Raw genomic sequence first — 24,380 nt, forward strand, 5'->3', positions numbered from 1 at the left:
TTCCCATGTCGTTCTGGACACGCCACCAAATCCTCGAAAAGAACTCGATCATCCTGGTCCTGGGCATCCTGCTCGTGGTCGCGATCGGCGGTCTCGTCGAGATCACCCCGCTGTTCTACCTCAAGAGCACGATCGAGAAGGTCGACGGCGTCAGGCCCTACACGCCGCTGGAGCTCGCCGGGCGCAACATCTACGTCCGCGAAGGCTGCTATCTCTGCCATTCGCAGATGATCCGCCCCTTGCGCGACGAGGTCGAGCGCTACGGTCACTTCTCGCTCGCCGCCGAGAGCATGTTCGATCATCCGTTCCAGTGGGGCTCGAAACGTACCGGTCCTGACCTCGCCCGCGTCGGCGCCAAATATTCCGACGACTGGCACGTCACCCATCTCACCAACCCGCGTGCGATCGTGCCGCAGTCGGTGATGCCGGGCTACCCGTTCCTGGCCCGGACCGAAGTCGATCCGGACGCGATCGCCGACCACATGCGTACGCTGCGGACGGTGGGCGTGCCCTATACCGACGATCAGATCGCCAACGCGGCCGCCGACATGAAGGCCCAGGCCGATCCGGACAATGCCGGCGCCGATGCCTTCACCAAGCGCTACGCCAAGGCCGTCGTGCGCAATTTCGATGGCAAGCCCGGCACGCCGACCGAGATGGACGCGCTGATCGCGTACCTCCAGATGCTCGGCACGCTGGTCGACTTCAAGCTCTACAACGAGAAAGCCAATCTTCGCTGAGAAGGCATCACCGATGAAAGCCATCCTGACACTCGACAATCTCGCGTCCGGTCTCGTGACCACGATCTGGACGCCGGTCTTCGTCGCGATCTTTCTCGCGATCATCGCCTACGCGTTTTGGCCCCGCAACAAGGCTGCGTTCGACGATGCGGCCAGCTTGCCTCTGCGGGAGGAGTGAGAGATCATGACCGACCATCAAAGCGAAATCGATTCCGTCACCGGCAGGGCCACGACCGGTCATGAATGGGACAGCATCAAGGAACTCAACACGCCGCTGCCGCGCTGGTGGGTGACCTGCTTCTACCTGACCATCGTCTGGGCAATCGCCTACTGGGTCGTCTATCCGGCCTGGCCACTGATCTCGAGCAATACGACGGGCCTGTTCGGCTATTCGTCGCGTGCCGACGTCGCGGTCGAGCTTGCCAATCTCGAGAAGATCCGGGGTGACAAGATGGCGGCGCTGGGCACGGCCTCGCTTGCCGACATCGAGAAGGACCCGGCCTTGCTGGCACTCGCCCGCGCCAAGGGCAAGACCGTGTTCGGCGACAATTGCGCGCCGTGCCACGGCTCCGGCGCGGCCGGCGCCAAGGGCTTCCCGAACCTCAACGACGACGACTGGCTGTGGGGTGGTACGCTCGACCAGATCATGCAGACCATCCAGTTCGGCGCACGCTCCGGTCACGTCAAGACCCATGAAGGCCAGATGCTGGCCTTCGGCAAGGATGGCGTGCTGAAGCCGGACGAGATCGTCACGGTGGCCAACTACGTTCGTTCGCTGTCGGGCCTGCCGACCCGCAACGGCTATGACGCCGCCAAGGGCGAGAAGATCTTCGCGGACAATTGCGTCGCCTGCCATGGCGATGGCGGCAAGGGCAACCAGGAGCTCGGTGCGCCCAACCTGACCGACAAGATCTGGCTCTACGGCTCCGACGAGGCGGTCCTGATCGAGACCATCACCAATGGCCGTGCCGGTGTCATGCCGGCGTGGGAGGGGCGTCTCGACCCCGCCACCATCAAGGCGATGGCGGTCTACGTCCACTCGCTGGGCGGCGGCAAATAGCCGATCGGCGGTCAACGGGTTCCAGCGGGGGCGAAGAAATCCGCCCCCGTTTGCGTTGGATCAATTGACTCATCGCCGCGGAGTCTAGGTTCAATCGCACCTCTCAAGAAGCGCTGAGCGATGAACAAGACCGTAAATCCGAAAGACCTCACACCGGTTGATGACAACGGGCCGCTCTATGCCGCCCGCAAGAAGGTCTATCCCCAGAGCGTCTCCGGCACCTTCCGGCGGATCAAATGGGGCCTGATGGTGTTCTGCCTCGGCGTCTATTATTTCCTGCCGTTCGTGCGCTGGAATCGCGGCCTTGGCGCCCCCAGCCAGGCGGTGCTGATCGATCTGCCCAACAGCCGCTTCTATTTCTTCTTCATCGAGCTGTGGCCGCAGGAGGTCTATTACTTCACCGGCCTTTTGATCGTTGCCGCGGTGGCGCTGTTCCTGATGAACTCGGTCGGCGGCCGCATCTGGTGCGGCTATCTCTGCCCGCAGACGGTCTGGACCGACCTGTTCTACGCCGTCGAGCGCTTCGTCGAGGGTGACCGCCGCGAGCGGATGCGCAAGGACAAGCAGGCCGGTTCACTGACGCTCAAGCGCGTCTCGGAGATCGCCGCCAAGCATACGATCTGGCTCATGATCGCATGGTGGACGGGCGGCGCCTGGGTGCTCTATTTCAGCGACGCGCCGACATTGGTGAAGGATCTCCTGACCTTCCAGGCGCCGATGGTCGCATATATCTGGATCGGCATCCTCACCGCGACGACCTATATACTCGCGGGCTATATGCGCGAGCAGGTCTGCACCTATATGTGCCCGTGGCCGCGCATCCAGGCCGCGCTCACCGACGAATGGGCGCTCAACGTCACCTATCGCTACGACCGCGGCGAGAAGCGCACCTCGGTCAAGAAGGCGGCGGAGCTCCGCGCGCTCGGGGAGCAGGTCGGCGACTGCGTCGACTGCTACCAATGCGTCGCGGTCTGCCCGACCGGCATCGACATCCGCAACGGGCCGCAGCTCGAATGCATCCAGTGCGGGCTCTGCATCGACGCCTGCGACAACGTGATGACCAAGATCGGCCGGCCCAAGCGGCTGATCGGCTATGACAACGACATCAACATCCAGCGCCGCCAGGAAGGCAAGGCGCCGATCTATCGCTTCGTCCGCGCCCGCACGGTGGTCTACAGCGCGATCATCGCCGCGGTCGGCGGCATCATGATCTATACGCTCGCGACCCGCAGCCTGCTCGACGTCAACGTGCTGCACGACCGCAACCCGGTCGCCGTCAAGCTCAGCGATGGCGCGATCCGCAACGCCTACACGGTGCGGCTACTGAACAAGAGCGGCTATGATCGCGTCATCGCGATCGATGTGGACGGTCCGGCCAATCCCACGGTTCACGTCATCGGCGTCGATTCGGTGACGCCGGACAGGCCGATGATCGTGATTCCGCGTGACTCCACCAGCGAGCTGCGCCTGCTCGTCACCGCGCCGGCCGAGAACAATCCGGAGAAATCGATCCCGGTCCATTTCCACGTCACCGATATCGGGCTCGGCGTGGTGGCGTCCACCACCGACAATTTCGTCGAGCCCTAAGTTCAGGAGATCGTCATATGGCCGCCAAGCCGCTGACCGGAACCAAGGTGTTCGTGATGCTGGTCGTCTTCTTTGGAATCGTGATCGGCGTCAACGTCACCATGATGAAGCTCGCGATCGCGACGCTGCCCGGCACCGACGTCGACAGCCCCTATGCCGCAGGCCTCGTCTATGACCGCGAGATTTCGGCGGCGCAGGATCAGGCGGCGCGCAAATGGAAGGTCAGCGCGCATATCGAGCGGCACGCCGACGGCAATGCCGTGCTTCAGGTCGAGGCGCGCGACGCGTCGGGCCGGCCGGTGACCGGATTGAATTTCGGCGGGCGCCTCGAGCGGCCGACCGACAAGCGCGCCGACCTTGCGGTCGAGCTCGCCGAGGCGGGTGCCGGCGTCTATCGTGGCAATGCCGCGTCGGTCGCGCCGGGCCAGTGGGATCTGGTCATCGAGGGCGACTCCAAGGGCGAGCGCGTGTTCCTGTCGCGCAACCGCGTGATCCTGAACTGAGGTCTCGCCATGCAGGTGACGCGCGATTTCTCTCACTATGTCCGCGCCGCGGGCGCGGGCGTTCAGCATATCGATCTCGCGGTCGAGGGCGTTCATTGCGCCGGCTGCATGGCCAAGATCGAGCGCGGACTGTCGGCGATCCCTGATGTCACGCTGGCGCGCGTGAACCTCACCGACCGGCGCGTCGCGCTGGAATGGAAGGAGGGGACGCTCGATCCCGCCCGCTTCATCGATCGGCTCGAGGAACTCGGCTACAAGGCCTATCCTTACGAGACCCAGAGCGCGGAAGCGACCGAGGTCGCGGAATCGCGTTTCCTGCTCCGCTGCCTCGGCGTCGCCGCGTTCGCCACCATGAACGTGATGATGCTGTCGATCCCGGTGTGGTCGGGCAACGTCTCGGACATGTTGCCGGAGCAGCGCGACTTTTTCCATTGGCTGTCGGCGCTGATCGCGCTACCGGCCGCTGCCTATGCCGGCCAGCCGTTCTTCCGTTCGGCCTGGCGCGCGCTGTCCAACAAGACCACCAACATGGATCTCCCGATCTCGATCGGCGTCTGCCTCGCGCTGGGCATGTCCGTGGTCGAGACCATCAACCATTCGGAGCACGCCTACTTCGACGCGGCGATCATGCTGCTCACCTTCCTGCTCGTCGGCCGCTTCCTCGACCAGAACATGCGTCGGCGGACCCGCGCGGTGGCCGGCAACCTCGCGGCGTTGAAAGCGGAGACGGCGGCCAAGTTCGTCGGACCCGACGAAATCTCGCAGGTGCCTGTCGCCGCGATCCATCCCGGCGACGTCGTACTGCTCAGGCCCGGCGAGCGCTGTGCGGTCGACGGCGTAGTGATCGAGGGGCGTTCCGAGATCGACCAGAGCCTGATCACCGGCGAGACGCTCTATGTCACGGCCGAACAGGACACGCCGGTCTATGCCGGCTCGATGAACATCTCCGGCACGCTGCGCGTGCGGGTCTCTGCGGCTTCCGAAGCAACGCTGCTCGCCGAGATCTCGCGGTTGCTCGACAACGCGCTCCAGGCGCGCTCGCGCTACATGCGGCTCGCCGACCGCGCTTCGCGGCTCTATGCGCCGGTGGTGCATGCGACGGCGCTCATCACCATTTTGGGCTGGGTCATCGCGGGTGCCACCTGGCATGATGCGATCGTCACCGGCGTTGCCGTCCTGATCATCACCTGTCCCTGCGCGCTCGGCCTTGCGATTCCGACCGTGCAGACGGTGGCCTCGGGTGCGATGTTCAAGGCGGGCGTGCTGCTCAATTCCGGCGATGCCATCGAGCGACTGGCCGAAGCCGACCATGTCATCTTCGACAAGACCGGCACGCTGACGCTGCCGGATCTCGAAGTCACGAACGCCGCTGACATCCCTGCCGACGTTTTCGACCTCGCCGGCCGCCTCGCCCTGTCGAGTCATCACCCGGTCGCCGCCGCGGTCGCGCAGGCCGCGGCCGCGAAGTCACCGATCCTCGGCGCAGCCGAAGAGGCCGGTCAGGGTGTCCGCGCGGTGGTCGATGGCGTCGAGCTTCGACTCGGCCGTCCGTCGTTCTGCGGCGCCGAGGCGCTGGTCGCCGATGCGACCCGTTTCGATCCCGAAGCGTCCATCTTGGCCTTCAGCAGGGGCGAGGAAAAATTCATCCTCTCCGTGCGCCAGGGCTTGCGTCCGGACGCGCAGGCCGTGATCGCGGCACTGAAGGCGCGCAATATCGGCATCGAGATCCTCTCCGGCGACCGCGAGCCCGCGGTGATCGCCGCGGCCCACGCGCTTGGCGTCGCCGAATGGCGGGCCGGCGTCACGCCGGCCGACAAGATCGCGCGGATCGAGGAGTTGAAGCAGCGCGGCGCGAAGGTGCTGATGGTCGGCGACGGCATGAACGATGCGCCGTCGCTGGCAGCTGCTCATGTCTCGATGTCGCCGATCTCGGCTGCGCATCTGAGCCAGGCCACTGCCGATCTCGTCTTTCTCGGCCGGCCACTGGCCCCGGTCGTCGCTGCGATCGATTCCGCGCGCAAGGCGCTGCATCTGATGCGGCAAAATCTCTGGCTCGCGATCGGCTACAATGTGCTTGCGGTGCCGGTCGCGATCAGCGGCGTCGTCACGCCCCTGATCGCGGCGGCCGCCATGAGTGGATCGTCGATCGTGGTGATGCTGAACTCGCTGCGTGCGCGCAGCGCCTCGCGGGAGATCGTGTGATGGAGATTCTGGTCTACCTGGTCCCGCTGGCGTTGCTGCTCGGCGGCGCCGGCCTTGCCGCCTTTCTCTGGTCGCTCCGCAGTGGCCAGTACGACGATCTCGAGGGGGCCGCGTGGCGGGCGATTGCCGACGACGATCCGCCGCCGCAGGAAGTGCCGGCGAAGCGCTAAAGCGCGACGAGATCGGGATGAATCGTCATCGCGCTTTCGCTCTTGTTTGGGCATGATCTTTTCGGAAGACCGCTGCGCACTTTTCATGCTTCGCGCTTCAAGGCGAACGCGAGCAGGGCGGCGGCCGCGAGGGCAAGGCCGATCCCGGCAACGCATGCGTGCCAGCCGAAGCCGTCGAACAAGCGGCCGAGCACGGCTGTGCCGACGAGCCCGCCGCAGAAATAGCAGGCGAGATAGGTGCCGCTGGCAACGCCACGATTGTCGGCGGCGGCCTGTCCGACGAAGCCGGTGGCGGCGGCCTGCGCAAAAAAGGTGCCTACGCCGACCAGGACCATGCCGGCAAGCACCTCGCCGAGATGCGGTGCGAGCATGAGAGGCAAGCCGAAGCCCGCAACGGCGAGCGCGCACCAGATCGTCGGACGTATCCCGAGGCGAGATACGACCCGTCCTGCCAGCAACGTCGTGACGACCGATGGCAAGAAGACGAAATAGATCAGCCCCAGGTCCATCATGCCGAGCGACAGCGGTGGCCGAACCAGCACGAAGTTGACGAATGTGAAGGTACCGATAAAGGCGAACAGGATGCAAAAGCCGATGCCGAAAGCGGCACGCAGCCGTGGATCGCGCCAATGCGCGACCATGGCCGTAAACGGCGCTTCCGCCGGCGTCGTCGCGGCCAGGGGCTGCACGCGTTTGATCGAGAAGAAGACCAGCGCGGCGCCGGCAAGATTGAGGGCCGCAAAGAAGTAGAAATTCCGGGCAAGCCCGAAGCCGTCGGCGACCGCCGCCGAGATCAGCCGGCCAACGAGATTGCTGGCGACGTTCCCGGTAATGTAGGCGGCAAATGCGCTGCCAGCGTCCATCGCGCTGCATTGCTCGCCGAGATAGGCGAGGGTCAATGCGAAGGCGGAGGCCATGCAGAGCCCTTGGATAACCCGGAGTGTGGTGAACACGGCAAGATTTGGCGCGACCGCAAGCAGGCTGGTCGGGATTGCCAGAAGCATCAGGCTGAGCAGGATGCCGGTGCGGCGATTGATGCGCGGGCTGAAGAGGCCGACGACAAGCCCGGCAACCGCCATGCCGAACGTGCTGGCGTTGACGGCGAAGCCCATCGCCGCCGGCGTGACGCCGTAATGGCGCGTCAGCGAGGGCAGGATCGCCTGTGTCGCGAACAGGTCGACGACGGTCAGGAATGCGGTCAGCCCGATCACGAGCGAGCGCAGCGCCTGCCCAGGTGAATGCAGCGCCATTGCAGACGGCTTCATGTGAGCGGACAGGTCGGTCATGCGGCGCATCTCCGGTTAAGGATGTGGCGCCCGGTTGCTTGCGGCAAGGGGATCCGGGCGCCACGGTTACGAGCAGGCGGGGCCAGCGTGCTCGTTACATGTTGTGATCGTTCGGATCCTTGCGGACGTCGCCGACATAGAGAACGACCGTCTCCTTGCCGAGGTTCTTCCACCAATGCGAGGTGCCGAACACTTCCGGCCGAAGCTCGCCGGCCTTGTGCACGATCGGATCGATGCAGTTGGAGGCGTATTCGACGATTTCGCCCTGCTGTACGAAGATCAGGGCAGGGCGATCGTCGTGGCTGTGCCACGGCACGATGCCGCCGGGCGCGATGGTCAGCTTGCGGAAACGCAGCTCGCGGCCTTCGAGATGCGCCGGCTGCTTGCCGAGGTCGATCGCGCCGAGCGTGACGTCAGTCACGCCGACCGGCTTGTAGTCGACCATCTGCTGGGCGTTCGGCTTGATCTTGTCGGCCGGGCATTCGCCGGCGAACACCGGCTGCGCCGAGAGTGTCAATGCGCCGACGACGGCAACGCCGGGCCAGATCAGGCGCGACAAGGTGTGGCTCGTGGACATGGGAGGTCTCCTGTGTTGGCCGCAACCCCGCTGGTCGTCGGCTATGGCAGGAGTGTCGCCTGGGTCGTGTCGGCCCTGAAATGCCGGCTTGCTCTCGATGCGATAGCCGGCCGCTATGTTGATGCGTGGCGGCTATCGAACCGATTGGGCATCGGCATTTCCGCTTTGGACCCGGTCGGCGTCGGATGGCCTCACGCCCGATTGGCGGGCGTTCACGTCAATCCGGAGGAGCATTCCATGACGAAATTGTCCAAGACCATGATTGCCACCGCCGCTTTCGCGGTCATCGCCACCTCGGCCTTCTCGGAGGCGGCATGGGACTTCAAGGCCGGAATGGCCTATGTCTACGGTGGGCCCGGCAAGATGTCGGCGATGGCGATGGCCCCGGCCGAGAAGAACCACCGGGCGATGATGAAGCACGCCAAGAAGGTGCCCGAAAACACCGTCTTCTTCATGGACAACGGTTCGATGTACTACACGCCGGGTCGACTGGACCCAACCGGTAATTTCTACGTCAACTGATCAGCCCCGCGTCGCGGCCGCCCCCTTGCGGGCGGCCGAACCGGGAAACTAGTATTCGCCTCAAGAATGCCGGAGCTGAAGATGACGTCACTCTCGCCAGCCGATACCGAGCGGCTCAGGTCCGCCTTCCAGCGCTGCCGCGACATGGACGGCACGCTGAACGAACAGCTCCGCGCTTATGCCGATGCCAGCCGTGAGGTCTTCCCGGCCTATGGCGAGGCGGTCGATCGCCTGGTGGTGCGATTGGCCGGGAATGGCGGTGGCGAGACCGCGCCTCGTCCGGGAGATCCGATGCCGCCGTTCATGCTGCCGGATGAAAGCGGACGTCTCGTCACCTTGCCGACGCTTTTGGAGAATGGGCCGGTCGCGGTGATGTTCTTTCGCGGGCACTGGTGTCCTTATTGCCGGCTCAACGTCCGCGCCGTGGTTCAGTCGCTCGATCGCATCGAGGCCATGGGGGCACGGATCGTCGCGATCGTGCCGGAGACCCAGGAATATACACGGCAGCTCAAGGCCGATGCCGGTGCGCCATTCCCGATCCTGACCGATCTCGACAATGGCTACGCGCTGTCGTTGAATCTCGCGATCTGGCTGGGCGCCGAAATCCAGAACCTGTTATCCTATCAGGACATGGCGAAATTTCACGGCAATGACGGCTGGATGCTGCCGATTCCGGCCGTGTTCGTGGTCGGCCGCGACGGCATTGTGAAGGCCCGCTTCGTCGATCCGGATTTCCGCAAGCGCATGGAGATCGACGATCTGCTCGCAGCGCTCGAAAGCGCGAGCGTCGGCCGCTGAAACGGTCCTGCAGGTCCTTAAGCGAATTCAGCCCGCAACCGCTCGCCAATCCGCGCCGCGCAGCATCCGCATCACGGCGTTGGCCACAGCCGTGCGCTGGCGGCCGGCCACTCCGTAGAGACTCACGGTGCGGCGGGCGTCGAGCCCTGCGACTGCGGCGCGTGTCAGCGTTTCCGGCACGGGTGAAGTGTGAGGGACCATGGCGATGCCGATGTCGGCTTCGACCAGCTCGATCAGGTCGCGCTCGCTCGAGATCTCGTGGCCATGATTGATGCCGTGCTCGCGCAGGCTGGCAGAGACCCGGCCGGAATGTTCGCAGAAGGTCCGGCTCAGCAATTGCTCGGAACGCAAGTCGTCCGGCGATATGCTGCGGCGTCCGGCCAGCCGGTGTCCGCTGCTGACCACGAGCTCGAAAGCCTCGGTGAACAGTGGCCAGGTGTCGAGCCGGTCCCAAGCCTCGTCGATTTCTGCCGCAATGGCGAGCTCGGCCTCGCCTTTTTTCAGGAAGTCGCCGACCTCTTTGCTCGAGCCGCGCAGGAAGCGGAATTCCAGCCGGTTGAACTGTCGTTTGATCTCGTTGAGGTGCGGAATCAAAAGCGCAAGGTCGATTGAATGCGTCAGCGCGATGCGCAGCGCACCGATCTCGCCGCTCTTGAATGAGGAGGCGAGCGAACGTGCGCCGGCAGCGGCGTCATAGCACTGCTTGAGCAGCGGATGCATGCGCTGGCCGAGCTCGGTCAGTTGGGCTGCCGGACGCTCGCGGCGAAACAGGTCGCCGCCAAGCTCGGCCTCGAGCTGCTTGATCGCACGCGTCAGCGACGGCTGCGTCACGTTGCACTCCTCGGCGGCGCGCGTGAAGTTGAGCAGCTGCGCCACCGCGAGGAAATAGCGGACCTGATGCATTTCCATGGTTCGGCTCCCCAGCTGGATCGCCGAGAATCTAGCCGATCGGCGCGAGGAATGACATCCCGCCTGCGATAGCGCGGACGTATGGACTCGGAAGCCAACCGGCATTTCCGCAAGATGCGATGATCCGGCAGATTTCGCCCCGACCGTCGCGCTGAGCTTGTGCCGGCTATTTGTCCCGAAGAGGTTTGGATCATGAATATCCCCATCAAGACGCAGGCGGCCGCTCCGTCACGCGTGCTTGCCGGTAAGGTGGCACTGGTCACCGGATCGACCAGCGGAATCGGCCTTGGTATCGCGCGCGCATTGGCCGCTGCGGGTGCCGACATCGTGCTCAACGGCCTTGGCGTCGCGGGCGAGATCGGCCGGACGCGCGAGCAGATAGCGGCCGAGTTCGGTGTCAAGGCGAGCTATTCGCCGGCCGACATGACGAGGCCAAAATCGATCGCCGAGATGATCGAAGCTACCATCGCCGAATCCGGGCGGCTCGACATCCTCATCAACAATGCCGGCATCCAGCATGTCGCGCCGCTCGACCAGTTTCCGGTCGAGAAATGGGACCAGATCCTCGCCATCAATCTGTCTTCGGCTTTCCATACGACGCGGCTCGCGCTGCCCGCGATGCGCCAGAACGGCTTTGGTCGCATCGTCAACGTCGCATCCGCGCACGGCTTGGTCGGCTCGCCGTTCAAGGCTGCCTATGTCGCGGCCAAGCACGGCATCGTCGGCCTGACCAAGGTGACGGCGCTGGAGACCGCGGAAGAGGGCATTACCTGCAATGCGATCTGTCCCGGCTATGTTTACACGCCGCTGGTCGAGGCGCAGATCGACGGGCAGGCCACGGCGCACGGCATTTCCCGCGATCAGGTGATCCGCGATGTGCTGCTCGCGCAGCAGCCGAACAAGCGCTTCGCCACAGTCGAGGAGCTTGGCGCGCTCGCGGTGTTCCTGGCAACGGATGCGGCCGCCTCGATCACCGGTATTGCGCTGCCTGTCGATGGCGGCTGGACCGCGCATTGACATGAAACGGCATCGCGCGGGTCTGCGTAACAAGTCGCGGCTGACAACGAATATTCGACCGATGCAGGCTCATCAGGAGCGAACCATGAACGGCACACAGGACAACACACAGGGCAAGGGCTTGCCGGGCCAGGTCGTGCTGGTACTCCAGGGCGGCGGCGCGCTCGGTTCCTACCAAGCCGGGGTGTACCAGGCCCTGCATGAGGCCGGCATCGAGCCGGATTGGATCATCGGCACCTCCATTGGTGCGATCAACGCGAGCCTCATTGCAGGCAATGAGCCCGGACAGCGGCTGGCGCAGCTGAAGGAGTTCTGGAAGCGGATGGAGCAGAACCCGGTCTGGAATCTGCGTGGCGCGTTTCCCGGCTTCAACGACAAGCTGGCCTATTGGTCAACGGTCACCAACGGCATTCCCGGCTTCTTCCGTCCCAATCCGCTGGCGCATGCGGGCGATTCCTTTCCTCTGGGAGCCGATCATGCCGGCTTCTATTCGACCGCACCGCTGGAGAAGACGTTGCGCGAGCTCGTCGATTTCAGCCTGGTCAATCGCTGCGCGCCGCGGCTGACGGTCGGCGCGGCTCATGTCCGTAGCAGCCAGATGCGCTATTTCGACAGCCGCGACGGCGAGCTGACGGTGAAGCACATCATGGCCTCGGGCGCGCTACCGCCGGCGTTTCCGGCCGTGCGCATCGATGGCGAGCTCTATTGGGACGGCGGGATTCTGTCGAACACGCCGACCGAGGCGGTTTTCGACGACAACCCGCGCAAGAATTCGCTAATCTTCGCGGTGCATCTGTGGAATCCCGTCGGCGCCGAGCCAACCACGATGGCGGAGGTACTGAACCGTCACAAGGACGTGCAGTACTCCAGCCGCATCGCCAGCCAGATCGTCCGCCAGCAGCAGGCTCATCGTCTCCGCCATGTCATCAATCAGCTCGCCGGGCGTCTGTCCGAAAGCGAGCGCGCCGATCCCGCGGTGAGGGAATTGACCAGCTACGGCTGTCCGACCCGGATGCATGTGGTGCGGCTACTTGCCCCTCAGCTCGACCGCGAGAGCCACACCAAGGACATCGACTTCAGCCCGTCCGGCATCATGCAGCGCTGGGATGCGGGCTATGCCCATACCCGTTCGGTGCTGGCGCGCGCGCCGTGGGTCGGTGAATTCGATCCGCTGTCGGGCGTGGTGCTGCACGAGCATTTGGACGAGATGCCGATGGCCGCGGAATAGCGGGGCAGCCCGTCGTTCGCTTCATCGAATTGCCACAGGCCTTGCGGATTGTAGCAATCCGCAGTCGATGAGGTCCCTGCAAGTGGTATCCGGCCACGATCTGGAATTGGCTCTCGATCAGGTCCGCGCTCGCGCAGCGGGACCGGTCGCCGGCGTGTTCGGTCCTGACACGGTAACCTGGGGGATCGACCGGGAGGCCGTCATCTTTCTCGGTGCCGGCCGGGCGCTGCTGCTGCAACTTGCGCATCCCTGGGTCGCCGCCGCGATCGCCGAACATTCCAAGACCCTTGCCGATCCGATCGGGCGCTTCCATCGCACCTTCGACATCGTTTTTGCCATGGTGTTTGGCTCACTCGACCGGGCGCTCTTGTCATCGCGGCAGCTGCACCGGCGCCACAGCATGATCGTCGGCGAGATGCCGCAGACCGTCGGTCCGTTCGCGGCGGGCTCGCGCTACTCTGCCAACGACATCCCCTCGCTGCGCTGGGTTCATGCCACGCTGGTCGAGACCGCGTTGATGGCGCACGATCTGGTCCTGCCGCCGTTCTCGTTGGAGGAGCGCGAGCGCTACTGGATCGAGAGCAGGACGTTCGGCGCGCTGTTCGGATTGACGGCGGACGATCTGCCGGCCGACTGGTCCGGCTTTGCGGCCTATACGGCCGCGATGGTGCGGTCGGAGACGCTGACCGTCAGCCCGGCCGCGCGCGAGGTCGCGGCGCAGATTTTTGGTGGCGCTCGTCCGTGGCTGCGGCCGCCGCGATGGTATCGCGCGCTCACGGCAAGCCTGCTGCCGGAGCGTTTGCGCGCGGGTTTCGGGTTTGAGTTCGACGCGCGCGATAAGAGATCTGCCGACAACGCGCTGCGGTGGATCAAGCGCATCTATCCGAAATTGCCCGACCGGCTGCGCTATGTCGGTCCCTACCAGGAAGCACTCGCCCGCTTGCGCGGCGAGTCGCAGCCGGACTGGATGACCCGCTGCCTCAATCGCGCCTGGATCGGCCGGCCGCAAATGGACGTGCGCGGGAAGGGGTGAAGTTCTCCGCGACGGTGATGGAGTGGTGCACGCCGTTCCTACATCGGAATCCCTCCGCCGAGACAGTCTGGATTGCAACTCGCAATGACGGAGTACGTGGAAGCGCCCGGGCCTATCTCACGCCGCCGACAGCTTCCGGTACAGCTTGTTGTAACTGCCCGCCGAGATGCTCCAGGAGAACGACCGGCCCATGGCGCTGCGGCGCATGGTGTCGAGCTGGTCGTGGGCCATGAACGCCTCGAAGGCGCGCCGAACGCCGCCGAGAAAAGATTCTCGCGACGGTCTTGAGAACAGGAAGCCCGTCTCGCCGTCGCTGATGGTCTCGGCGAGGCCGCCGGTCTGGTGGCCGATCGGCAGCGATCCGAACCGTTGGGCGTACATCTGGCTCAGCCCGCACGGCTCGAACCGCGAGGGCATCAGCGTGAAATCACTGCCGGCAAAGATGCGCCGCGCCTGGGCGTCATTGAAGCCGATCGCGACGCCGATGGCGTCGGGGCGGCGGCGATGGGCATCGACCAGTGCCTGCTCGAGCGCGGGCTCGCCCGAGCCGGTGACGACGATCTGCCCGCCGGCATCGACGATCTCGTCGGCAGCCGCGAGCACGAGGTCGATGCCCTTCTGGTGCACGAGGCGGGCGACGATGCCGAACATCGGCCCGCGCGAGACTGCGAGACCGAACTGCTTGCGCACGTAATCGGCATTGGCTTTCTTGCCGACCCAGTCGCCGGCACCGAATTGTTGTGCGAGCTGGGCGCAATAGCGCGGGTCCCAGCTCTCGTCGATGCCGTTGAGGATGCCGGTCAGCTCCGCGGCATCGGAGCGGATGCGCAGCAGGCCTTCGAGGCCGCAGCCGAATTCCTCGGTCGTGATCTCGCGCGCATAGGTACCGCTGACCGTGGTGAGATGCGAGGCGTAGACCAGCCCGGCCTTGAGGAAGGAGAGCTGGTCGTAGAACTCGACGCCGTCGATATGGAAGGAGCTTTCGGGGGCACCGATCCGCCGCAGCGACTCCTTCGGGAAGAGCCCCTGATAGGCGAGGTTGTGAATGGTCAGGATCGACGGCAGCCTGGCACCACGCCAGGCGAGATAGGCCGGCACGAGCGAGGCTTGCCAGTCGTTGGCATGGATCAGGTCTGCTGCCCAATTCTTGTCCAGCATGCCCATGGCCAGCTCAGCGGCCGCCGAAGCAAAGCGCGCGAAGCGGATGTCGTTATCAGGCCAGTCGCGCCCGGACTCGTCGCCATAGGGGTTGCCGGGCCGGTCGTAGAGCTGTGAGCACAACAGGACATAAACCGGCATTCCATCCTTGGTCGCGGCCCGGCCCAGCGAGCAGGCCGGCATCTCCGCAAATGCCGGGCAGCGGCCAACGATCTGAATATGCGTGAGTTGTTCGATGATGTCGCGATAGCCAGGCAGCATGATCCGGATATCGGCGAAGGGGCGGAGCGCTCGGGGGAGGGCAGCAGAAACGGCACCGAGTCCACCGACGCGGACAAAGTCGTCCATCTCTGTCGTGACGAACAAGACCCTCAAGAACAGCTGCCCTCTTCCGATCCCGTTTGCTGCTATGCAAGAACGGGTCCAGTTGCCCAGGAAATCTCAATGCCTGCCCACGCGGCGCGTCCGTTCGGTAAACACTTCCCTACTCAGCCGCCACCCTCTAGGGTCGCCGCATCAACAAGAGAGAACATTGAAGGTTCCAAGGGGCTTCGGGGATGCAACTAGCAGATAAGCATGAGCGGACGACGACAAAGGCCTTTGCGGGCCTCAGGGTGCTGGATTTTTCAACCACCATCGCCGGTCCCCATTGTGCGCGGATGCTGGCCGACATGGGCGCCGAGGTCATCAAGATCGAGACCGACGGCGGCGAGACGATGCGCACCCGGCCACCGCTGCGCAATGGGTGCAGTACCGCCTTTGGCCAGCTCAATGTCGGCAAGAAGAGCATGGTGCTCGACCTCAAATCCGAGGACGGCAGGGAGGCGGTCCGCCGGCTGGCCGCTACCGCGGACGTCCTCGTCGAGAACTTTCGCCCCGGCGTCATGCACCGGCTGCGGCTGGATTACGAAAGGCTGCGCATCGTCAATCCGAGGCTGATCTACTGCTCGATCTCCGGCTACGGCCAGAGCGGTCCCTCAGCGGAGCTGCCGGCCTACGCGCCGGTGATCCATGCCGCCTCCGGCTATGACATGGCGCATCTCGCCTATCAGCCCGGCCGCAGCAGGCCCGACTATTGCGGCATCTATCACGCAGACGTCGTCACCGGCACCTACGGCTTCGGCGCGATCGCCTCCGCACTCTATCAGCGCAGCATGACCGGCCTTGGCCAGCACATCGACGTCTCCATGCTGGAATCGATGCTGTCGCTGACCCTGACCGAATTGCAGAGCGCGCAATTCGCAGTGAAGCCGCCGCCGCGCCCGATGTTCGGGCCGACCGAGACCGCAAACGGCTATGTCATGATCACGGTCGCGAGCGAGAAGACGTTCCGGGCCTTGACGGGCGTGATCGGCCGCCCCGAATGGATCTCGGATCCGCGCTTCTCAACCTACGCCGCGCGCCGCGAGAACTGGGCGGAGGTGATGGACGGCGTCGAAGCCTGGTCGCGGCGGCTCACGACCGACGTGTGTCTCGCCGCGCTCGGCGAGGCCGGCGTGCCGGCCTCGGCCTATCGCACCGTGTCCGAAGCGCTGGCCGACCCGCAGCTCGCGCACCGAAAGGCGTTGTCATCGGTGCAGGACGAAGGCGGCTCGTTTCAGGTTCTCAACCTGCCGTTCCGGATGTCCGGCGCCGACACCACGCCGGCCAGGACGATCGCCCTGCTTGGCGAGCATTCGGATGTGCTGCGCGACGAGATCGGCCTTTCCGGCGATGCGCCAATTCCGACAGGCAAAACAGCAGCGACGCGCTGAGCAACATTGCGCCGCCGCATGCGGCAACTGATCGCTCGCGCGTTCCTCTTGCCGTCGCGAGCATTTGTCGCCAATCTCGCCTCCGAGTCATTCAACGATCCGAAACATCGGACGAGGGATCCTGGGAGGAACCATGACGAAGATTGCTGCTGCGGCGCGCAAGCACGCGCCGATTTTCCTTGTTGCGGCATTTGCGATCGTGCCGCTCGCTGAGCCGGCGGCGGCACAGAAGGCCGGAGGCAGCATCACCGTCGGCCAGGAGCTGGACATTCCCGGCTTCGATCCACTCAAGGTCGGAGTTTACGACACCTCGACCTTCACCGCCGCGGCCGCAATCTTCGACACGCTGGTGACGCTCGACGACAAGGGCGAGGCGGCGCCGAAGCTCGCGGAATCCTGGACGCATTCCGACGACTACAAGACCTGGACCTTCAAGCTGCGCAAGGGCGTGAAATTCCACGACGGCACGCCGTTCAACGCACAGGCTTTCAAGGAGAACTTCGATCGGCAGAAGGATCCCGCCAACAAGTGCCGCTGCGCCTTCTACATCACCAACGTCAAGGAGGTGCTGGCGCCGGACGAATACACCGTCGTCTATCATCTCACCGATCCTTCGGTGAACCTGCCTGCTGTCATCAGCATCCAGAGTTCGAACAACACGGTGCATTCGCCCACGGCCTGGAAGACCAAGGGCGACGACTATAACCGCAACCCCGTGGGCACCGGTCCCTATATCCTGAAATCATGGACTGCCGGCGACCGCATGGTGTTGGAGAAGAACCCAAATTACTGGGACAAAGGCCGCCCCTATCTCGACCGCATCATCCTGAAGCCGCTGCCCGATGCGCAGTCGCGCTTCGCCTCGCTGCAATCCGGCGAGGCCGATATCATCTGGGACGACGAGAACGACGCCGACAACATCATGAAGGCGCAGAAGGACCCCAAGCTGACCGTGCACACCTACAAGGGCTCGGGCGCGCAGGTCTATGCATTCAATACCAAGGTGGCGCCGTTCGACGACGTCCGCGTGCGCCAGGCGCTGGTGATGGCGATCGACCGGCCCAAAATGTCGCAGGCGATCAGCAATGGCCTGAGCCGGCCCGCGAGCAATCCTTATGGCGATGGCTCCTGGGTTAAGTGCAAGGACGACGGCGCGCTGCCTTACGATGTCGAGAAAGCCAAGGCGCTGATCAAGGACTATGGCAAGCCCGTGGAGTTCAAGATGCTTGTGACCGCGACGCCTCGCGGCCGCATGATCGGCCAGGTGCTGCAGCAATTCTGGAAGCGCGTCGGCGCCAGCATGGAGATCGAGCAGGTCGATCAGGCGACCATTCCCTCGCGCGCCTTCACGCGGCAATTCCAGCTGACGCCGTGGCGCATTGTCGATCTCGCGGACCCCGATCCGCAGATGTACGCGAACTTCCACACCGGCAGCCCGCTCGCACTCGCTGGCTTCTCCGATCCGGAACTCGATCGGCTGCTCGACCATGCGCGCGTCACTGCCGATGTCGGCCAGCGCACTGAGGATTATTGCGCGGTCAGCCGCCTGATCAACAAGGAGGCGATCTGGTTCTGGACCTTCCAGAACACCTATTACGCGCTGTCGAGCACGAAGCTAAAAGGCTTTCCAAAGATCTACAACAGCGTGATCGACGTCTCGAACACCTGGCTGGAATGACCGCGCGATGCTGAACTTCGTCGCGCGGCGGTTGCTGGCCATCCTGCCGGTTCTGCTTGCCGTCTCGCTGCTCACGTTCCTGATCGCCTCGCTGCTGCCGGGCGATCTTGCCATGGTCATCCTCGGCGATCAGGCGACGCCGGAGAATGTCGCGGCGCTCCGCCATGACATGGGGCTCGACCAGCCGCTGTGGTGGCGTTATCTGAGCTGGCTCGGGCACGTCCTGCAGGGCGATCTCGGCCGCTCGTTCCGCACCGGGCAGACCGTGTTGCAGGCGGTCGGCGAGCGCATTCCGGTCTCGCTCGAACTGATGCTGATGGCCGAGTTCATCGGGCTCCTGATCGGCGTGCCGCTCGCGATCGCCTGCGCCGCCCGCGCCGGCGGCGCCTTCGACCGCTTCATGACCGGCAGCGCCTTTGCGATGCTGTCGATGCCGTCCTTCCTGTTGGCGATCCTCTTGATCTATCTGTTCGCGGTCGAGCTGCACTGGCTGCCGGCGACGGGCTACGTGCCATTCACCGAAGAGCCGCTCGCCAATTTGCGCTTCTTCGTCCTGCCGGCGCTGACGCTGGCGCTGGCGGAGTGGCCCGGCATCATGCGGGTGCTGCGCTCCGACATGATCGCGACCCTGCAGGAAGACTATATCGCGCTGGCCAAGGCCAAGGGCCTGAAGCCATCGCGCATCCTGTTTGTGCACGCGCTCAAGCCCTCGTCACTGACGCTGGTGACGGTGACGGGTATCAATATCGGACGTCTGCTCGGCGGCACGCTGATCGTGGAATCGATCTTCGCGCTGCCAGGCATCGGCCGGCTGCTGGTCGGGGCGATCTACACCCGCGACCTCGTTATCCTCCAGGGGGTTGTGCTGCTGGTCGCCTGCGGCTTCGTGATCGTGAACTTCATCGTCGACATGCTCTACGCCGTGCTCGATCCAAGGATTCGCCATGGCCACGCTTGAGCTTTCGATGCAGGACGAGGTGGCGGCCGCGCCGGTAAGGCACAAGCGCAAGCTCGGGCTGTTGTTCTGGATCGCGAGCCTCTGGCTCGCCATCGTCCTGGCACTTGCGATTCTCGCGCCGGTGCTGCCGCTGCAGAATCCCGTCGACATGGACATGCTGGAGCGCCGCGCCGCCTTTTCCAGCGAGCACTGGCTCGGCACCGACGGCCTCGGCCGCGACGAATTCGCCCGACTGATCTTTGGCGCGCGTGTCTCGCTGACGGTCGGCCTGATCGCACCCCTGATCGGGCTCGGCGTCGGCGGCGCGCTCGGCCTGCTGGCCGGCTATTTCCGCGGGAGATTCGAGACGCTGGTGGTCGGCAGCATGGACGTGCTGCTGGCGTTTCCGCCGTTGATCTTCGCGCTCGCCGTCACCGCCTATCTCGGCCAGTCCATTCCCAATCTCACCGTCATCCTCGGCGTGCTCGGCATTCCCGCCTTCATGCGGGTGGCGCGCGCGGCGACGTTGTCACTGGCGCGACGCGAATTCGTGATCGCAGCCGAGGCGCTGGGTGCCAGCCATGCGCGCATCCTGCTGCGCGAGCTGCTGCCGAACGTCATCCTGCCGCTGCTTGCCTTCTTCCTGCTCGGCGTCGCCGTCACCATCGTGGTCGAGGGGGCCCTGTCGTTCCTCGGCCTCGGCGTGCCGCCGCCGATGGCGAGCTGGGGCAGCATGATCGGCGAGGGGCGCGATAGCCTCGACGTCGCGCCGCGGCTCGCCTTCCTGCCGGCGGCCGGATTGTTCCTGACCGTGCTGGCGTTCAATCTCGTCGGCGACACCATGCGGGCATTGACAGATCCGCGTCAGGGGGCGCTTTGACTCCGCCACTCCTGACCATCACCGACGTTGCGGTCGAGCTGCCGACCCCGCGCGGCATCTTGCGTGCCGTGGACGATGTCGATCTGTCGCTGCAGGCGGGCCGTACGCTCGGCATCGTCGGCGAATCCGGCTGCGGCAAGACCATGCTGTCGCGCGCGATCCTTCAGTTGCTGCCAAAGAAGGCGAAGCTCTCGGGACGCGTGATGTTCGATGGTCAGGATCTGGTTCAGCTCGCGCCCGAAAGCCTGCGGCGCCTGCGCGCGCGCGATCTCGCGGTGGTGTTTCAGGACCCGATGACTTCGCTCAATCCGGTGCTCACCATCGGCACCCAGCTGATGGAGACGCTCCAGGAGCATCTCGAACTCGACACGCCAGCGGCGCGGAAGCGCAGCATCGAGCTGCTCGCGGCGGTCGGCATTCCCGCGCCCGAGCAGCGGCTCGCGCAATATCCGCATCAATGCTCCGGCGGTATGCGTCAGCGCATCGCCATTGCGATCGCGCTGTCCTGCGAGCCCAAACTCCTGATTGCGGACGAGCCGACCACCGCGCTCGACGTCACCATCCAGGCGCAGATCCTCGATCTGCTTGCGCGCGAGCAACGCCGCCGCCACATGGCGATGATCATCATCACCCATGATCTCGGCGTCGTCGCCGGCCGGGCCGACGAGGTCGCGGTGATGTATGCGGGCAGGGTGGTGGAGCGCGCGCCGACGCCCATGCTCTTCAAGCGCATGCATATGCCTTACACGGAGGCGCTGCTGGCGGCGATCCCGAAGCTGGAGACCGCTCCGCATACGCCATTGCCGGCTATTTCCGGCCGTCCGCCCGATCCGACCCGGCCACTGAAGGGCTGCTCGTTCGCGCCGCGCTGCCGTTACGCCACCAGCCGCTGTCGCGAGGCCAAGCCCGAGCTGACCAGCGCCGAGATGGCGGATCATCTCTATGCCTGCTTCCACCCGATCAAGATGGCGGAAGGGATCGGCGCATGATGCAGCCGGCTGCGCGCCATGAGCCGCTTCTGAGGGTCGACAATCTCGTCGTCGAATATGGGCTCGGCGACAAGACCGTTCATGCCGTCTCCGGTGTCAGCCTTCAGGTCGCGCGCGGCGAGACGCTGGGACTGGTCGGCGAATCAGGCTGCGGCAAGTCGACGCTGGGACGCGCGGTGCTGCAATTGCGCCGCGCCAAGTCTGGCCGCGTGCTGTTCGATGGCGAGGACCTCACCGCGATGGAGGGTGAGGCGCTGCGCAAGATGCGCCGCCGTGTGCAGCTCATCTTCCAGGATCCGATCGCCTCGCTCAATCCGCGCCGGCGCATCGGCGATATCGTCGCCGAACCGCTGATCATCGCCGGCGTCAAGGATGACGCCGAGCGCAAGCGCAGGGTTCGCGAAGTGCTCGCCGCGGTCGGGCTCGACCCTGAGCTCGTGGCGAACCGCCTGCCGCACGAATTTTCCGGCGGTCAGTGCCAGCGCATCTCGATTGCGCGATCGCTGGTACTCAATCCCGAATTCATCGTCTGCGACGAGCCGGTCTCCGCGCTCGATGTCTCCATCCGCGCGCAGATCCTCAATCTGCTGGAGGAGATGAAGGCGCGGTTCGGCCTGACACTTCTGTTCATCGCGCATGACCTCGCGGTCGTGAAGGCGGTCAGCGACCGCGTCGCGGTGATGTATCTGGGCAGGCTCTGCGAGGTCGGGCCATCGGAGCAATTGTTCGCCAGGCCTGCGCATCCCTATACGGCACTGCTGTTGCAAGCGATCCCGGTGCCCGATCCGGATGTGCGTCCCGCCGAGAGTGTGGCAGCCGGCGAGCCGCCATCGCCGATTGCGCCGCCGTCCGGCTGCCGCTTCCGCACCCGCTGTCCGCAGGCGGACCAGCGATGCAGCGCGGAAATACCGGAGTTGCGCGAAGTCGCGATCGGCCAGTTCGCGGCTTGCCATCATCCGCTGGCCTGAACTAAGACGGCTGGACAGATTTGTCTCGCCCGATTGCCCGTGGCATGGTGCGCGGCAATAAGACGGATGCCGGGAGGACGTCGATGAAGAGTTTCAAGGTTGCCGATTTCAAGGCGCCGTTACTGGAGTTCGACGAGGCGACGCCGCAACCCTCAGGCACGCAGGTGCTGATCAAGGTGAAGGCCGCCGGCGTCTGCCACAGCGACCTCCATATCTGGGAAGGCGGCTACGATCTTGGCCATGGCCGCAAGCCCCTGTCGCTGAAGGATCGCGGCATCAATCTGCCGCTGACCATGGGTCACGAGACGGTGGGCGAGGTTCTTGCGTTCGGCCCCGATGTGAAGCCGACCGATCAGGGCGACCTCAAGCTCGGGGACGTCGGCCTCGTTTATCCCTGGATCGGTTGCGGCAAATGCGCGACGTGCCTCGCCGGTGACGAGAACATGTGTCTGACGCCGCGCTCGCTCGGCGTCTATTGCGACGGCGGCTACTCCGATCACATGCTGGTGCCGCATCCGCGCTACTTGCTCAACCTGAGGGGGCTCGATCCCGCCACGACGGCGCCTTACGCCTGTTCGGGCGTCACCACCTACAGCGCGCTGAAGAAGGTCGAGCAGCACTTCGACACCCCGATCGTGATGTTCGGCGCAGGCGGTCTTGGGCTGATGGCGCTGTCGCTCCTGAAAGCGATGGGCGGCAAGGGCGCGATCATGGTCGACATCGACGCCAGGAAGCGCGAAGCCGCCGAGAAGGCCGGTGCACTCGCCACCGTCGATCCGAAGGCGCCGGACGCGCTAGAGCAATTGGCGAAGAAAGCGGGCGGCCCGATCCGCGCCGTGATTGATCTCGTCGGCAATGCCGCGACGACGCAGCTCGGCTTCGATTGTCTCACCAAGGGCGGCAAGCTCGTCATTGTCGGCCTGTTCGGCGGCGGCGCGACCTGGGCGCTGCCGCTGATCCCGATCAAGGCGATCACGATCCAGGGCAGCTATGTTGGAAACTTGCGCGAGACGCAGGAATTGCTCGATCTCGTGCGTGCGAAGAAGGTGCCCCCGATCCCGGTGACGCGGCTGCCGCTCGACAAGGCGAACGAGGCTCTGCTGCAATTGCAGCAGGGCGCGGTGGTCGGGCGCACGGTGCTGACGCCGTAGTCCAACGCTCTCTCCTCCGTCGTTGCGAGCGAAGCAATCCAGAACTGCATCTGCGGATACACTCTGGATCGCTTCGCTTCGCTCGCAATGACGGCTTGGCTGGCTCTTCCCCTCGAGGCTCTCAAATGTCCGCAAACAACGCCTTCCACATTGCCGTGCTCGCCGGCGACGGCATCGGTCCCGAAGTCATGGCGCCGGCGCTCGAAGTGCTGCGCAAGGTCGGCGACAAGTCGGGCCTGAGCTTCCGCTTCACCGAGGCGCCCGCCGGCGCCAACAACTATCTTGCGACCGGCAAATCGATGCCGGATTCGACGATCAAGCTCTGCGAGGAGGCGGACGCGATCCTGCTCGGGGCCTGCGGCCTGCCGTCGGTGCGCTACCCTGATAACACCGAGATCGCGCCGCAGATCGAGCTGCGCTTCATCTTCGATCTCTATGCCGGTGTGCGGCCGGCGCGCCTCATTCCTGGCGTGCCGAGCCCGATCGTCGGCGCCGACCAGCGCGGCATCGATCTCGTCGTGATCCGCGAGTCTACCGAAGGCCTGTTCGCCTCGATGGGCAAGGGCGTCGTCACGCAAGAAGACGCGCGCGAGACCATGGTGATAACGCGCAAGACCTCCGAGCGGTTGTTCGAGTTCTCGTTTCGCCTTGCCGAGCGTCGCAAGGCGCGCGGCAAGCCGGGGTCGCTCGCCTGCGTCGACAAGGCGAACGTGTTCAAGGCCTTTGCGTTCTTCCGCGGTATCTTCGACGAGATCGCGAAGAAGCATCCTGACGTGAAGACCGATCGGCTCTATGTCGATGCCTGCTCGGCGATGCTGGTCAAGCGTCCCTGGGATTTCGATGTGATGGTGATGGAGAACATGTTCGGCGACATCGTCTCCGACATCACCGCGAGCCTGATCGGCGGCCTCGGCATGGCGCCTTCGGCTGACATCGGCGACAAGTACGCGGTGTTCCAGCCGTGCCACGGCACCGCGCCTGACATCATGGGGCAGGGCAAGGCCAATCCGACCGGCATGATCCTGTCGGCGGCGATGATGCTCGACTGGCTCGCCGACAAGCATGGCATCGAGAGCGCGACGGAAGCGGGCGCACAGATCGAACGCGCGGTGGACCAGGTCTATGCCGGCGGCCTCAAGCCGATGGAGTTTGGCGGCAGCAATGGCACCGCCGACATCGCGAAGGCGGTGCTTGAGGCATTGTAGTTAGACGCCATTGCAAAGGGGCTTGCGG

At 64.8% G+C, this 24,380-nt stretch carries 24 protein-coding genes; 20 read left to right on the forward strand and 4 right to left on the reverse strand.

The annotated features are described in order from the left end of the window. Window positions 1–5 precede the first annotated feature (5 nt). The 7 genes from ccoO to ccoS all read left to right on the forward strand — a co-directional run bounded on the left by ccoO (window position 6) and on the right by ccoS (window position 6,262). Entirely contained in the window at window positions 6–740 is a 735-nt protein-coding gene (gene ccoO / locus XH88_RS20555) for a cytochrome-c oxidase, cbb3-type subunit II (RefSeq protein WP_271670064.1), read from the forward strand. A gap of 13 nt (window positions 741–753) precedes the next feature. Further along, complete coding sequence (locus tag XH88_RS20560; RefSeq protein ID WP_092295718.1) at window positions 754–918, forward strand: cbb3-type cytochrome oxidase subunit 3; 165 nt, start codon at window positions 754–756, stop codon at window positions 916–918. A gap of 6 nt (window positions 919–924) precedes the next feature. After that, the gene (gene ccoP / locus XH88_RS20565; RefSeq protein WP_271670065.1) at window positions 925–1,800 is read left to right on the forward strand and encodes a cytochrome-c oxidase, cbb3-type subunit III; all 876 of its coding nucleotides are present in this window, start codon (window positions 925–927) and stop codon (window positions 1,798–1,800) included. 120 nt (window positions 1,801–1,920) lie between these two features. Then, the gene (ccoG, locus tag XH88_RS20570; protein WP_271670066.1) at window positions 1,921–3,387 is read left to right on the forward strand and encodes a cytochrome c oxidase accessory protein CcoG; all 1,467 of its coding nucleotides are present in this window, start codon (window positions 1,921–1,923) and stop codon (window positions 3,385–3,387) included. A 17-nt stretch (window positions 3,388–3,404) separates the two neighbouring features. Further along, on the forward strand, window positions 3,405–3,890 hold the full coding sequence (locus XH88_RS20575; RefSeq protein WP_271670067.1) for a FixH family protein: 486 nt from the start codon (window positions 3,405–3,407) through the stop codon (window positions 3,888–3,890). Between the two features lie 9 nt (window positions 3,891–3,899). Beyond that, window positions 3,900–6,092 (forward strand): cation-translocating P-type ATPase, encoded by a 2,193-nt coding sequence (locus XH88_RS20580; protein WP_271670068.1) that lies wholly within the window; start codon window positions 3,900–3,902, stop codon window positions 6,090–6,092. Continuing rightward, window positions 6,092–6,262: a cbb3-type cytochrome oxidase assembly protein CcoS gene (gene ccoS / locus XH88_RS20585; RefSeq protein ID WP_271670069.1), complete on the forward strand. Its 171-nt coding sequence runs from the start codon at window positions 6,092–6,094 to the stop codon at window positions 6,260–6,262. Before XH88_RS20580 ends, ccoS begins: the two co-directional genes overlap by 1 nt. A gap of 83 nt (window positions 6,263–6,345) precedes the next feature. Here ccoS and XH88_RS20590 read toward each other — a convergent pair whose 3' ends face one another. Both XH88_RS20590 and XH88_RS20595 read right to left on the reverse strand, forming a co-directional pair. Continuing rightward, the gene (locus tag XH88_RS20590; protein WP_271670070.1) at window positions 6,346–7,548 is read right to left on the reverse strand and encodes an MFS transporter; all 1,203 of its coding nucleotides are present in this window, start codon (window positions 7,546–7,548) and stop codon (window positions 6,346–6,348) included. A gap of 94 nt (window positions 7,549–7,642) precedes the next feature. Beyond that, window positions 7,643–8,125 carry a cupin gene (locus XH88_RS20595; RefSeq protein WP_271670071.1) on the reverse strand — a complete coding sequence of 161 codons (483 nt, stop codon included), beginning with the start codon at window positions 8,123–8,125 and terminating at the stop codon, window positions 7,643–7,645. A 237-nt stretch (window positions 8,126–8,362) separates the two neighbouring features. Between XH88_RS20595 and XH88_RS39090 the strand changes: the two genes are divergently transcribed. Then, window positions 8,363–8,647, forward strand: coding sequence for a hypothetical protein (locus XH88_RS39090; RefSeq protein ID WP_333909261.1), 285 nt, complete (start codon window positions 8,363–8,365; stop codon window positions 8,645–8,647). 81 nt (window positions 8,648–8,728) lie between these two features. Beyond that, window positions 8,729–9,445 (forward strand): peroxiredoxin-like family protein, encoded by a 717-nt coding sequence (locus XH88_RS20605; RefSeq protein ID WP_271670073.1) that lies wholly within the window; start codon window positions 8,729–8,731, stop codon window positions 9,443–9,445. A 27-nt stretch (window positions 9,446–9,472) separates the two neighbouring features. Here XH88_RS20605 and XH88_RS20610 read toward each other — a convergent pair whose 3' ends face one another. Then, on the reverse strand, window positions 9,473–10,354 hold the full coding sequence (locus tag XH88_RS20610; protein ID WP_271670074.1) for a LysR family transcriptional regulator: 882 nt from the start codon (window positions 10,352–10,354) through the stop codon (window positions 9,473–9,475). Between the two features lie 192 nt (window positions 10,355–10,546). Here XH88_RS20610 and XH88_RS20615 point away from each other — a divergent pair, with 192 nt between their 5' ends. The 3 genes from XH88_RS20615 (at window position 10,547) to XH88_RS20625 (ending at window position 13,632) form a co-directional block, all read left to right on the forward strand. After that, window positions 10,547–11,371, forward strand: a complete 825-nt coding sequence (locus XH88_RS20615) for a 3-hydroxybutyrate dehydrogenase (protein ID WP_271670075.1) — start codon at window positions 10,547–10,549, stop codon at window positions 11,369–11,371. An 85-nt stretch (window positions 11,372–11,456) separates the two neighbouring features. Then, window positions 11,457–12,599 carry a patatin-like phospholipase family protein gene (locus tag XH88_RS20620; RefSeq protein WP_271670076.1) on the forward strand — a complete coding sequence of 381 codons (1,143 nt, stop codon included), beginning with the start codon at window positions 11,457–11,459 and terminating at the stop codon, window positions 12,597–12,599. 82 nt (window positions 12,600–12,681) lie between these two features. Next, window positions 12,682–13,632: an oxygenase MpaB family protein gene (locus XH88_RS20625; protein WP_271670401.1), complete on the forward strand. Its 951-nt coding sequence runs from the start codon at window positions 12,682–12,684 to the stop codon at window positions 13,630–13,632. Between the two features lie 117 nt (window positions 13,633–13,749). Here XH88_RS20625 and glgA read toward each other — a convergent pair whose 3' ends face one another. After that, on the reverse strand, window positions 13,750–15,165 hold the full coding sequence (gene glgA, locus XH88_RS20630) for a glycogen synthase GlgA (protein ID WP_271670077.1): 1,416 nt from the start codon (window positions 15,163–15,165) through the stop codon (window positions 13,750–13,752). A 182-nt stretch (window positions 15,166–15,347) separates the two neighbouring features. Here glgA and XH88_RS20635 point away from each other — a divergent pair, with 182 nt between their 5' ends. The 8 genes from XH88_RS20635 (at window position 15,348) to XH88_RS20670 (ending at window position 24,352) form a co-directional block, all read left to right on the forward strand. Beyond that, window positions 15,348–16,544, forward strand: a complete 1,197-nt coding sequence (locus XH88_RS20635; RefSeq protein ID WP_271670078.1) for a CaiB/BaiF CoA transferase family protein — start codon at window positions 15,348–15,350, stop codon at window positions 16,542–16,544. A 133-nt stretch (window positions 16,545–16,677) separates the two neighbouring features. After that, window positions 16,678–18,222 carry an ABC transporter substrate-binding protein gene (locus XH88_RS20640; RefSeq protein WP_271670079.1) on the forward strand — a complete coding sequence of 515 codons (1,545 nt, stop codon included), beginning with the start codon at window positions 16,678–16,680 and terminating at the stop codon, window positions 18,220–18,222. A gap of 7 nt (window positions 18,223–18,229) precedes the next feature. Next, on the forward strand, window positions 18,230–19,180 hold the full coding sequence (locus tag XH88_RS20645) for an ABC transporter permease (RefSeq protein ID WP_271670080.1): 951 nt from the start codon (window positions 18,230–18,232) through the stop codon (window positions 19,178–19,180). Next, window positions 19,167–20,039, forward strand: a complete 873-nt coding sequence (locus tag XH88_RS20650; protein WP_271670081.1) for an ABC transporter permease — start codon at window positions 19,167–19,169, stop codon at window positions 20,037–20,039. The genes XH88_RS20645 and XH88_RS20650 overlap by 14 nt, the downstream gene beginning before the upstream one ends. After that, a complete protein-coding gene (locus XH88_RS20655; RefSeq protein ID WP_271670082.1) occupies window positions 20,036–21,028 on the forward strand; it encodes an ABC transporter ATP-binding protein in 993 nt (330 codons plus the stop codon). The genes XH88_RS20650 and XH88_RS20655 overlap by 4 nt, the downstream gene beginning before the upstream one ends. Beyond that, window positions 21,025–21,996 (forward strand): ABC transporter ATP-binding protein, encoded by a 972-nt coding sequence (locus XH88_RS20660; protein WP_271670083.1) that lies wholly within the window; start codon window positions 21,025–21,027, stop codon window positions 21,994–21,996. The genes XH88_RS20655 and XH88_RS20660 overlap by 4 nt, the downstream gene beginning before the upstream one ends. Window positions 21,997–22,079: 83 nt before the next feature. Continuing rightward, the gene (locus XH88_RS20665) at window positions 22,080–23,147 is read left to right on the forward strand and encodes an alcohol dehydrogenase (protein WP_271670084.1); all 1,068 of its coding nucleotides are present in this window, start codon (window positions 22,080–22,082) and stop codon (window positions 23,145–23,147) included. A gap of 125 nt (window positions 23,148–23,272) precedes the next feature. Then, window positions 23,273–24,352: an isocitrate/isopropylmalate dehydrogenase family protein gene (locus XH88_RS20670; protein WP_271670085.1), complete on the forward strand. Its 1,080-nt coding sequence runs from the start codon at window positions 23,273–23,275 to the stop codon at window positions 24,350–24,352. The last annotated feature ends 28 nt before the right edge of the window (window positions 24,353–24,380 follow it).

Origin of the sequence: Bradyrhizobium sp. CCBAU 51627 (assembly GCF_028128765.1) — a bacterium.
Lineage (GTDB): Bacteria > Pseudomonadota > Alphaproteobacteria > Rhizobiales > Xanthobacteraceae > Bradyrhizobium.

Bases quoted from the DNA above. Each gene is read 5' to 3' on its own strand.
- ccoO (WP_271670064.1), top strand. From the start codon at position 6: ATGTCGTTCTGGACACGCCACCAAATCCTCGAAAAGAACTCGATCATC.
- XH88_RS20560 (WP_092295718.1), top strand. From the start codon at position 754: ATGAAAGCCATCCTGACACTCGACAATCTCGCGTCCGGTCTCGTGACC.
- ccoP (WP_271670065.1), top strand. From the start codon at position 925: ATGACCGACCATCAAAGCGAAATCGATTCCGTCACCGGCAGGGCCACG.
- ccoG (WP_271670066.1), top strand. From the start codon at position 1,921: ATGAACAAGACCGTAAATCCGAAAGACCTCACACCGGTTGATGACAAC.
- XH88_RS20575 (WP_271670067.1), top strand. From the start codon at position 3,405: ATGGCCGCCAAGCCGCTGACCGGAACCAAGGTGTTCGTGATGCTGGTC.
- XH88_RS20580 (WP_271670068.1), top strand. From the start codon at position 3,900: ATGCAGGTGACGCGCGATTTCTCTCACTATGTCCGCGCCGCGGGCGCG.
- ccoS (WP_271670069.1), top strand. From the start codon at position 6,092: ATGGAGATTCTGGTCTACCTGGTCCCGCTGGCGTTGCTGCTCGGCGGC.
- XH88_RS20590 (WP_271670070.1), bottom strand. From the start codon at position 7,548: ATGACCGACCTGTCCGCTCACATGAAGCCGTCTGCAATGGCGCTGCAT.
- XH88_RS20595 (WP_271670071.1), bottom strand. From the start codon at position 8,125: ATGTCCACGAGCCACACCTTGTCGCGCCTGATCTGGCCCGGCGTTGCC.
- XH88_RS39090 (WP_333909261.1), top strand. From the start codon at position 8,363: ATGACGAAATTGTCCAAGACCATGATTGCCACCGCCGCTTTCGCGGTC.
- XH88_RS20605 (WP_271670073.1), top strand. From the start codon at position 8,729: ATGACGTCACTCTCGCCAGCCGATACCGAGCGGCTCAGGTCCGCCTTC.
- XH88_RS20610 (WP_271670074.1), bottom strand. From the start codon at position 10,354: ATGGAAATGCATCAGGTCCGCTATTTCCTCGCGGTGGCGCAGCTGCTC.
- XH88_RS20615 (WP_271670075.1), top strand. From the start codon at position 10,547: ATGAATATCCCCATCAAGACGCAGGCGGCCGCTCCGTCACGCGTGCTT.
- XH88_RS20620 (WP_271670076.1), top strand. From the start codon at position 11,457: ATGAACGGCACACAGGACAACACACAGGGCAAGGGCTTGCCGGGCCAG.
- XH88_RS20635 (WP_271670078.1), top strand. From the start codon at position 15,348: ATGCAACTAGCAGATAAGCATGAGCGGACGACGACAAAGGCCTTTGCG.
- XH88_RS20640 (WP_271670079.1), top strand. From the start codon at position 16,678: ATGACGAAGATTGCTGCTGCGGCGCGCAAGCACGCGCCGATTTTCCTT.
- XH88_RS20645 (WP_271670080.1), top strand. From the start codon at position 18,230: ATGCTGAACTTCGTCGCGCGGCGGTTGCTGGCCATCCTGCCGGTTCTG.
- XH88_RS20650 (WP_271670081.1), top strand. From the start codon at position 19,167: ATGGCCACGCTTGAGCTTTCGATGCAGGACGAGGTGGCGGCCGCGCCG.
- XH88_RS20660 (WP_271670083.1), top strand. From the start codon at position 21,025: ATGATGCAGCCGGCTGCGCGCCATGAGCCGCTTCTGAGGGTCGACAAT.
- XH88_RS20665 (WP_271670084.1), top strand. From the start codon at position 22,080: ATGAAGAGTTTCAAGGTTGCCGATTTCAAGGCGCCGTTACTGGAGTTC.
- XH88_RS20670 (WP_271670085.1), top strand. From the start codon at position 23,273: ATGTCCGCAAACAACGCCTTCCACATTGCCGTGCTCGCCGGCGACGGC.